Below are 9,335 nucleotides of genomic sequence, written 5' to 3' on the forward strand. Positions count from 1 at the left end.
AAAAACCAGAATTCAGAGATATAAGTGGCTAAGGCGCTCCCAGGTGCACAACCTGGTCCCCAAACTCGACACACATCGAGGAACGTTGCGAACGCAAACGGATCTGGTCCACCGATCAACAGGTCTGCCAAGTATAAAAATATGAATAAGACACCCGTCGCAACGATTCCCCCACCAATACCACTCCGAACTGGATCCATAAACCGGGAGACAACAGCGAGCAGGATAAAGGTAGATATTTTATAACTTCAGAGAGATTTACTCTAAGTCCCTATGAGTAAAGTTGGAGCTAGCCCTACGTTCCTTTTCCTCAATCCTCACCGAGAACGACCATAGAATGCGTAGTCCCGTACCCTACATTGGCACCTCTTCAGTAGTGGTCCCCAATAGACGAAACTGCAAACGAGCAGTTAGCACCGGTGAAAGCTACGCTGCAGTCGCTTGCTCAGCGATGGCATCGACATCCTCCAGATCGTCCGGCTCTAACAATAATCGAAGGCGTGGCCGCCCAACCTCGATCGGAACCTTCTCTGTATCAAGCAGCCCACGATCTTCAAGTCGCGTCTTGGTCCGCGAGAATGTTGCTTTACTCGCCAGTCCCACATCCTCACCCCATTTACTGAGATCATAGAGCAGTAACTCGTTATCCGCAGCGACCAGCAACGCGATCGTCACCTCATCAAGTTCATCCTCCTCACCAGGAACAGTCTCCATCGACTCCAGCATCGTCATAAAGTCGTCTTCGACCTCTTCGTCAAACTCCTCACTGAGCGTGTCTTGAACGCGGGAGAGCGGTGGCGTTCGTAGACTAAACTCCTCACCCTCATCCCAGTCGTCGTCAAACGCTGACCGCACTGTCTCGACGAACTCCTCATCCGTCGACGTCAGACCACTCAATCCGCCATCAACTGGCACGACTGTCATCACCTGGTCGTTGCTCACAAACAGTGAACTCCGCGCGATCGAAGTCGTCGTCCGCAACGACAGCGTTTCTTGGTTGATCAAGTCCGCAACCTGGCTAGCCAGAATGAAATCCTCAGTCCCTGTCCGGAGGACATCCGGTGTTGCAAGTACTTGTAGCGTCGGCAACTCATCGTCGAACTCGAACGCTGTCTCCATCGCCGTTCGAAACACCGCCAGCGATGGATTTACCACAAGCACTGTCTCGGCATCACCAAATAGCGATGCGAGCGTTTCGTCAAAGTCCGTATCGGGGTTCACCGCTTCGGTTGACATACTTACTCTACGACAACCTACGATTCCTTTGTTCTAGACCCATTACCAACCGCAACCCCCGAATAAAATAGCACTCGAAGCCACGTAACCCAGTTGAGCGACGTTATTGTTCTCTTGAATGACTGCGTTCAGACTTCTCCACAGTCGCTCAGAATGAGCCTCAACAGCGGTACTACGCCAAAAAAGCCCCTCCCAGCACTGGTTCTCCCTGTCGTTTCCTCCACATTTTAAGAGGTGTAAACCAATACCACAAGAAACGGGGGTTAGTATGCTATACTAACGTAACAGCAAGCTTGATTTCCTCTGACGGCATGCTACATCTGCTGCCGGTTGCTATGGCTCAGACTATTGTTGCTACCTTGAGTTTCAACTAGGAGTCCTACAGAGGCTCGTAGACGTGAATCGTGTTTGTGCCGCGGACGACGATGAGATACCCGTCGACTCGGAATCGAACCTCCACATGACTCCGCTTGTCCTCACTAGCATCTATGAGATCATTGAGCGCATCCGGGTCGATATGCTCGTAGAGTGTCAGTGTCGTCTGGCCGCCCGAAAGCTCACTCATGTCTACGACAGCGTCGATGACCTCATGTGTCGGCGGTTGTGCTGGGTCGATCGGATACGATTCGGTCAGCTCATAGCGCGTCGGCGAACCCGAACCTGGCGTGTCTGTCTCCGGACCGAACCAGGTAGTTGTCGCTGTCTCGACTCCCGTTGCTGAACTCTGCATACTCTCGCTCAGAACCCTATCCCATTGAGTAACAGGCGATTACGCCGGGATTTTAGCCGGTAGAGATGTGTTATCTAGCACCCTACTCGAAATAGTAGCACACCGTGTTTAGCACATCGATGGCTGCGCCTGTAGCGTCAGTAGCGATAACACGCTCTCGTGACGTCCGCTCAACGAGATTTGTCTCCTCTAACAGCAGGAGATGTTTGTGAGTGAGTGCGAGTGTTACTTGCTCCGTGTCGTGGCGCTGTTGGTCAGTAGCGAGCGTGGTGGCGAGTTCCTCGACAGCGACGGGAGTATCCTGGCGGTCGAGATACCGAAGTGTTTGTCGACGTTCACGCTGACTAAGGGCACGGAAGAGGTCATCCAAATCGGGCTGTGTCGATTGCATAACTCCTGAAGATTGGTTGTTAGTGCTGGTTGCTGATCGACTCCATTCATCCATGGTGTGTGTTTTCATTTCTAGTGTCGTTGTGAACGATTTGCATTCATGAATAACTTACCCTAACCCTGTCTTATTTAACGAGGAAACAATCGAGAGATTCTACAGCGCATCCACCTCCTCAGAGACTGTGTACGGCCTCCCTTTCCCACTCTCCCGTCCTATTTCTTCTCGAAAGAACTAGGCACGCCCCGATCGACCGGGTGCGAACGCACGCGGCCGCCGTCGCTGCCGAGCACTTCCCTGAATTCCCCGTTGAAGCGATCGACTGGGAGATTTCCGAGCGGGCGCAGCGACAGGCCGGCGTCACCGAATACGACCCAGCCACTGAAGCGGTCACGATTCGGCTCACCTGGGACGCCTACCAGGAATTTGGCTGGCAGCAGTTCAGCAAGACGGTGCGGCACGAACTCGTCCATGCCTAGCAGTACTGGCAGTTTGGCGAGGCGGACCACGGTGAGACGTTCGCCCGCTGGACGGAGCCGCTCAACATTGACCAGCACTGCGAGCGATTCACCTCGCCGAAGTGGTGGCTGGTCTGCGTGAATTGCGGCCAGCGTATCGGGCAGTATCGTCGCTCGAAGACAGTGCGCAATCCCGAGGACTACCAGTGTGGCGACTGCGGCGGAAACCTCCGCGTCGAAGAGGGTTCTGGGCAATGACCGCCGACCGTTGTCCACATTGCAAAACGGTAGTCATGGCGACGACCGTTCCTAGAACCTCAACGGCGGTCATCTGAAGAAGTGATCGAAGGAATTCGCGAGTGATCGCTCAGCGCATTCCCAGATGTCTTATCTGGAGCCGTGATTGCCTGTTCTATACTGGTATGTTGTGCGAACGTTCTCAAGGAGATCTTCGACGATTTCCCAGAGAATCAGAGAAGGAGTCTCCTGGTCGAATGTGACACCCCATCGGGCCTCTTCATCGGCGACCGAGTACTGGAAATGCGCACGCCCGAGGTCGGGATGATCCTCATCCTGGTGCCAGCCAGCATGAAAGTCCATGTTTGGATCAGTATAGTTAATGCGGAACCAATCATGGGGTTCCTGCCGATACCATTTGACAGTCAGTGCCGGCGAATCCGGCCCTGTTGGTGGAGCAAGGCGGTCCGGATCGAAAATTGCTTGCAACTGCTTAGCTTCGATATCGTCTGGAACGTACTTGACCGCCATAATCTGTGGAACACGGTCGAGGACGTCCCGCTTCAGTTGCGCGTATAGATTCGCGTTCGGATCGCCACCGGGATGCGGGACCGACATCCGTTAGCTGCTGGCCTCGACGGGCTCTGTCGTTGGGGCGAGGAAGTCCCATTCGCGAATAGCGAACCCGACGATTTGGATGCGACGCTGGCGGTGCTCCCACTCACGTGCGATCTCACGGCGACGGTCTTCTTCATCGACGTCAATGGCGTCGTTAGTGAGCGTCCCGCGAAGTTGATTCGGTGACTCGACATCGAATTCGTCCTCCCAGTCTCGGATCTGTGCCTTCATGTCGGCGAGGCGGTCTGTGAGTTCCTCGACAGTGTGCCCGCTGTCCCGAAGGCGCATCGCCTCCTGCATCGCTTGGCGGCGATAATCGGGGTAATACGTGGTATGGGTGCCACTGTCGTCACGATGGAGGATCCCGTCATCGACGAGCCGTTTGAGGACGCGCTTGGTCGGCTCGTGTGACCAGCCCGCTTCGGAAGCGATCCAGTTTGCCGTCCGCGGCTCCGACAGCTGCCGGGCGACCATCCGCACACGGTCTTCGCCCGTGGTCTGTTGTTCCATAAGCCCTCTCTCGGAATTCGATTCGTCTTCGGTCATACGCTACAGTACACGTTCCATCTCCATATATGTTGAGGTCGTTCGCTCCATGTCGAACTCACTATCCGCCCTCTCATCGATGTAGCAAGCGGATTTCGAGCAAACTTAGAGCCAGCCTCGGCGGCTCTACCCGGGGTTGCAGCATTCGTGCTTACCCGACGACGCGGTATCACGACTTGATAGCCCATACATGCTGCCCGACCTCTCCGGGAGAACACCACTCTGGGTTTTCGATCGCGCCAGCCCAGCAAGCACCCACGAGGCGATGTTGTGATTCTGTCAGAGTGTCGTATCGCCTACATGCGACGCCTCAATTTCGAGCTCGGCCGACCACAGCCCGCCATCAACCGGTTCAGTGACTGCGTCAGCCAGCGTGTCGTAGGCGAGCGCCGCCCCCTCACTCGCGAGCTGGTTTGGCGTGACCGTGGCCGAATTCGACGATGGATCGCGGTCGGTCGGATCGCGATCGTCTTCGTCGCCGAACGTGAGCGTACTCCCGTCGTCGGTGATTCAACGTGTTCAACGTTCTTGGCGAACAAGTCTATCTTTTCTAGATTTGTGTATTTGGAATTCTCCGAGCCAATCATCGTGAACATTTGTCTTTCGGACAAGCACCTCGCTGTGCTAGCAGTATCCATTCAGAGTTGATGGCGATCTTAATAACATCTCTTCATTACTAGTGTTCTATTTGGATGATGAGTAACATAGTCGAATTTTCGAAGGGCTGGGTCTACGTACTCTGCCGAATAGCTAAAGTTAGCAGTCTTTAATGTACAACTACCTATCACTTTATTTGGCTGCGGACAGTAATTGCCAGCTGCCATGCAGGGGAATAACAATCGACACTCCAGTGGAATACGACGAAGAGCGTTCACGAAAATCGGAGGACTCAGTGCCTTCGGTGCACTTGCGGGCTGTACAACTGCCAGAGGACAGGACGAAAGTTCGAACGATAGCAACAAGAACTCCTCGTCGGATACATCGACGCGAATTACAAGCGCAAAGCGAGTCTCACCGCGTGACTTCCATGAAGAAAATTACGAGATTACCCATACGTATCGCCGTAATGAGGCGCTCAGGGTACTACTACAAGATCCAAAAGCAAACAAAATAGCAAGAAACTGGATCGGTAGTTTCGAAGCCTATGCGCCACTTACCAACACGCTTGGAACAATCAGTGTCCAGGGGTGTCCAGATTACACTGCTAACGGAAGTTTCGATAAGGGATCGTGGGATATCACCGCTAAAAATCGGCAAACAATCTATGGGTTGGTTGACCGCCGGCATAACGAACTCGTTGCACTTCAGATTACTGATCCGATGGACATCCAGTGGAAGGAAGAATACGAGAAGAAAAATATCCGCCGAGGACGGGTTCTCTACGATCAGCCAGAAGTCAAAGAGTACCTCAAAGGCAAGGACTGGTGGCCGAGTATCAAAGTCGGTGAGAGTATCACAGCTGGTGAAGGACTCCGTCACGGGAACGTGACAATCGTCCTTTTCCCGGCAGTCGGCAAAGATAGTATGGGAATTGTGTCCGGATTCCTTGATGTCTCAGAAGACAAGCCGAAGTTCGTGGACATGTACTTTGTCGATGATTTTGTTCGATACTCAACCCAGGATCTGGCTCGGGAAATCAAACCGAACAACAAATCAGTCTTAGGGAAGGTCCCTGACGTGCCGAAAACCAAGCGACCGATAAAAACGGCAAACAAGGGCTACCACCGATTCGAAACGCTTCCAGACAAGAATTTCACGGATGCTGGCTGGAAGATCCACTGGGAACCCCCAGAAACCATGGGAGTAAAACTGGAGGGACAATTCCGCGGGCAGCCGGTATTCAGTGCGATGAACGGCATGGCGCCGACAACATTTACTGGGTATGACCTCCCGCCACGAAAAGGACGCAATACGCTCAACTGGTTCTTCCCCGAGCATAAACCGAAATTCAACGGGCATCACATATTCTGGGATATTCACAGTATCTCGTTTGGCGGACCTGGAGCACTTGCCAAAGTCGATTATCCCAAACGCCGTGACCACCCGAAGGGTTTCCAGTTCCGAACCCACTACCACACTGGCGCTCAGGGACGGTCGAGTATCGACTTCCACTCCGGTGTGCGGTTCGGCCCGTACAACTACAATATCTCGTATGAGTTCTTCGAAGATGGTCGGTTCATTCCTATCTGGCGGCGGCACGGTCCTGGCTATGTCACTGAATCGCTCTATGGGTACGGACAACCTGAGGATTACAAGGGAGAGGAAAACGTCGTGCAGCAGTATATTTCAGCACAGGCGTTCGACGTTACGCCTGGTACACGGGATGGCGTTGAAGTACAGTACTTCGACGGCGACTCCTGGTCGAAGCCCGCCAAAGAGTTCTATAAGGAGGGTGAACCAGGAACAAAACTCAGGTTTACAAACCCGAATGGGTCTCAGACTATCGATCTTCCTATGGATCGAGGCATGGAGGCTGTTGTCCTCAAGCGCAAATCTGACGAAATCGGGCCGGCCAAGTCACAGGCTATGCGAGCAGATGATCTGGATGTAGAACTGGACTACTATCACCCGGCCCAGTACGTGGATGGTGATCAGATTCAAAATGAACGAGTAATCTTGTGGTTGTTGCTTGAAGCATCGATGGATGAGGTCCCCCATCCAGCTGGTGCGACTGCCTACGCAGCCCTTGCCGAACTTCAATTGAAAGGATACTGACTAGTAGTCACTTATTCTCTTAGTTTAGCTTTGTTTCGACGTTACACTATGGTCAGTGCATTGCATCGCCACCGTCGGGGCTGAGCGTCTGACCCGTATAGTAGTTACCGCCATCTCCAGCGAGTAATATGGCCGTGGGCACGACTTCGTCAACGGTTCCAATTCGACCGAGCGGGACCTCCGATTGTTTATTTTCACGCCATTCGTCGGTCATATTGTCAAGGAGATCTGTTTCGATAGTCCTGGTGCAATAGCGTTAACCTGAACATCGGGTGCGACTTCCCGAGCAAGTGCCCATGTAAAGGCGATAACACCGCCTTTCGCGGCCGAATAATGCGTGAGTTCCGTACCACCCTTGATTCCTAACTGCGACGCGACGTTGACGATTCGGCCGCTGTTCTGGTCAAGCATCTCCTCAATGGCGAAGCGTGTAACCAAGAACGTCCCACGGAGGTCGACCGATATAGTCTGATCCCACGTCTCGACGTCCATCTCGTCCAGCGGCGACGGTTCAAGGACACCTGCGTTATTCACGAGCACGTCGATGCCACCAAATCCTCCGTCACTGTCTCAACGAGTTGCTGAGCTTCGTCCTCGTCGCTCACATCGGCCTGTACAGCAACAGCAGTCCCACCCTCGTTCTCGATGGTTTCGACCGTCTCCTTGGCAGCCTCCTTGTCCGAATGGTAGTTCACTACGACCGTGGCACCTTCACGACCGAACCCTTCCGCAATCCCCCGCCCAATCCCTTTCGACGCGCCAGTAACCAGAGTGGATTTACCGTCGAGGTCTCCCATAATCACTGTTCAGTTGGAATAATGTTAAGCCTCCCGGCAGAGACGGTCTCCTGACGGAGTAGATAGTTGGTTGTGAGTGTCAGGCAATTAGAACCAGCATGACTCTAAGCGAAATCCACTATCTCGGGACGCTTCCTATCGCTACGGACGGGATTGGTGTCCACCGCCGCTGAGCGGGCTATCGAAGCTCGTCGCTGTTCCTGGGACGCGATGGTCTTCGACGCGACTTTGATAGTAGCTTCCGACGGTGTGCTTGCACTGCTCACAGACGCGTTCGGCGACCAGCAGTAGCTGATAGCATGCGTCTTTTGCATTATCCTCTACGTCGAAATCGAGTGATGCAACTCGGGAGCGTGGAGATCGACCGCCACCTGGTAAGCGGTCACAGCAGTCTTCAGAAGTACGCCGAGACTGCGATGCCACTCTTAGTTTGGCATCTGCACGTCGGTTGTCTACTTCCATGTTGTGTGCAGGAAGATCGTCGGCACGGTCTGCGCGAGCGACGCAAGAGAGTCATCCATGATCCCCTCGACCGCGCTCGTATAGTGAGTTTCGAGACAAAGAACCATCCCGGTCTGGATTGGGATGGCGCCAGAACTGCGAGCACAGCAGCTCGCCGTATGTGTCTCGAATATGTTGTTCGCCACGTTCGGAATCGAACCGTGTGGTCAGATGTAGACAGTACGTCCCCACAAGCCTACCCAGGACCGATCCCGGTATCAGACCGCTCTGCGTCTTCGACCGTGCCAGTCCAGCAAACACCCGTGACGCCGTTTTGTGGTTCTGCCGGAGCGTCGTCTCACCTACACGCGACTCGTCAATTTCGAGCTCCTCCGACCACAACCCACCATCGACCGGGACGGACACTGTCATCCACTCACCGTTTTCCACCGGTGCACGATGGTTGAATCCTCAACGAGCACTGGCTCACGGAGTATCGCCGATCTGCTTTCCGGGACTCTCCACGACAAGAAACCACTGCGATCAGCCGACCATGTGGTGGGCTGTGTTAGTTGATAGTGGTGGCAACGATATCGTCACTGCCGCATGCTGGACAGCGATCAGGTGTGGTGTCGAGCGTGGTCCCACACTGCCGGCATTCGATCACCACATCTGGGTCCTCGCTGGTCGTCATCACCCGCCGGACCCGCGAGAGCACACTCATACTTTCCCAGTTTGGCTTCGACTCACATACATCATTCGGAATCGAAAACAGCTGTCTTATAGCCACTACTGACTACTCACGCCCATTTCAATCACAATCGGCTAGCGTCTCAGTCACCAGGTATGCTTCTCATGTCTCGTGAGTGCGATTGGCTGATCGGCTCCTCACCATGTCTTACGACGGGCGGTGCCATCGCGAGCGTGTACATCAAGAGAGATTGAGTGGCCAAACACGAGGAGGGGTGACGTTCCAGGACGAACATATGCGATATTAGTACCGATGTCTACCATCGTGTTTAGTTTAGCGAGTTCCACCAGACGGCAAACGCTTGCAGCCACGTTTCGGCGGTCGCTGGATCGACGTGGCTAAAGCTATTGCTAAACGATGAAGTGCGCCGTTTTATCTCTCTAAAAACACGTTCAACGGCATTCCGATTTCCATGGCG

General features: G+C 53.9%; 8 protein-coding genes and 2 pseudogenes. 3 read left to right on the forward strand and 7 right to left on the reverse strand.

Going from position 1 to position 9,335, the window contains the following annotated elements:
* Positions 1-426 precede the first annotated feature (426 nt).
* The 3 genes from tbsP to ACRYA2_RS26295 form a co-directional block, all read right to left on the reverse strand.
* A complete protein-coding gene (tbsP, locus tag ACRYA2_RS26285) occupies positions 427-1,236 on the reverse strand; it encodes a transcriptional regulator TbsP (protein WP_433634722.1) in 810 nt (269 codons plus the stop codon).
* Positions 1,237-1,615: 379 nt separating this feature from the next.
* Entirely contained in the window at positions 1,616-1,966 is a 351-nt protein-coding gene (locus ACRYA2_RS26290) for a HalOD1 output domain-containing protein (protein ID WP_433634724.1), read from the reverse strand.
* An 82-nt stretch (positions 1,967-2,048) separates the two neighbouring features.
* The gene (locus tag ACRYA2_RS26295; RefSeq protein WP_433634726.1) at positions 2,049-2,357 is read right to left on the reverse strand and encodes a DUF7344 domain-containing protein; all 309 of its coding nucleotides are present in this window, start codon (positions 2,355-2,357) and stop codon (positions 2,049-2,051) included.
* 254 nt (positions 2,358-2,611) lie between these two features.
* Between ACRYA2_RS26295 and ACRYA2_RS26300 the strand changes: the two genes are divergently transcribed.
* Both ACRYA2_RS26300 and ACRYA2_RS26710 read left to right on the forward strand, forming a co-directional pair.
* Positions 2,612-2,833: a SprT-like domain-containing protein gene (locus tag ACRYA2_RS26300; protein WP_433634728.1), complete on the forward strand. Its 222-nt coding sequence runs from the start codon at positions 2,612-2,614 to the stop codon at positions 2,831-2,833.
* A gap of 108 nt (positions 2,834-2,941) precedes the next feature.
* On the forward strand, positions 2,942-3,070 hold the full coding sequence (locus ACRYA2_RS26710; RefSeq protein ID WP_472850143.1) for a hypothetical protein: 129 nt from the start codon (positions 2,942-2,944) through the stop codon (positions 3,068-3,070).
* Between the two features lie 129 nt (positions 3,071-3,199).
* Here the strand turns inward: ACRYA2_RS26710 and ACRYA2_RS26305 are convergent, their stop codons facing one another.
* Positions 3,200-3,667 (reverse strand): hypothetical protein, encoded by a 468-nt coding sequence (locus tag ACRYA2_RS26305; RefSeq protein ID WP_433634730.1) that lies wholly within the window; start codon positions 3,665-3,667, stop codon positions 3,200-3,202.
* A 3-nt stretch (positions 3,668-3,670) separates the two neighbouring features.
* A complete protein-coding gene (locus ACRYA2_RS26310) occupies positions 3,671-4,213 on the reverse strand; it encodes a DUF7342 family protein (RefSeq protein ID WP_433634732.1) in 543 nt (180 codons plus the stop codon).
* 822 nt (positions 4,214-5,035) lie between these two features.
* Between ACRYA2_RS26310 and ACRYA2_RS26315 the strand changes: the two genes are divergently transcribed.
* Positions 5,036-6,928, forward strand: a complete 1,893-nt coding sequence (locus ACRYA2_RS26315) for a hypothetical protein (RefSeq protein ID WP_433634734.1) — start codon at positions 5,036-5,038, stop codon at positions 6,926-6,928.
* Between the two features lie 52 nt (positions 6,929-6,980).
* On the opposite strand, the pseudogene ACRYA2_RS26320 reads toward ACRYA2_RS26315, so the two are convergent.
* Together ACRYA2_RS26320 and ACRYA2_RS26325 are read right to left on the reverse strand one after the other, a co-directional pair.
* Positions 6,981-7,725 (reverse strand): annotated as a pseudogene (locus ACRYA2_RS26320) (SDR family NAD(P)-dependent oxidoreductase).
* 1,460 nt (positions 7,726-9,185) lie between these two features.
* Positions 9,186-9,335: pseudogene (locus ACRYA2_RS26325) on the reverse strand (IS6 family transposase); the annotation flags it as partial.

This window comes from Halomicrococcus pelagicus (assembly GCF_050954125.1).

Bases quoted from the DNA above. Each gene is read 5' to 3' on its own strand.
- ACRYA2_RS26290 (WP_433634724.1), bottom strand. From the start codon at position 1,966: ATGCAGAGTTCAGCAACGGGAGTCGAGACAGCGACAACTACCTGGTTC.
- tbsP (WP_433634722.1), bottom strand. From the start codon at position 1,236: ATGTCAACCGAAGCGGTGAACCCCGATACGGACTTTGACGAAACGCTC.
- ACRYA2_RS26310 (WP_433634732.1), bottom strand. From the start codon at position 4,213: ATGACCGAAGACGAATCGAATTCCGAGAGAGGGCTTATGGAACAACAG.
- ACRYA2_RS26305 (WP_433634730.1), bottom strand. From the start codon at position 3,667: ATGTCGGTCCCGCATCCCGGTGGCGATCCGAACGCGAATCTATACGCG.
- ACRYA2_RS26295 (WP_433634726.1), bottom strand. From the start codon at position 2,357: ATGCAATCGACACAGCCCGATTTGGATGACCTCTTCCGTGCCCTTAGT.
- ACRYA2_RS26315 (WP_433634734.1), top strand. From the start codon at position 5,036: ATGCAGGGGAATAACAATCGACACTCCAGTGGAATACGACGAAGAGCG.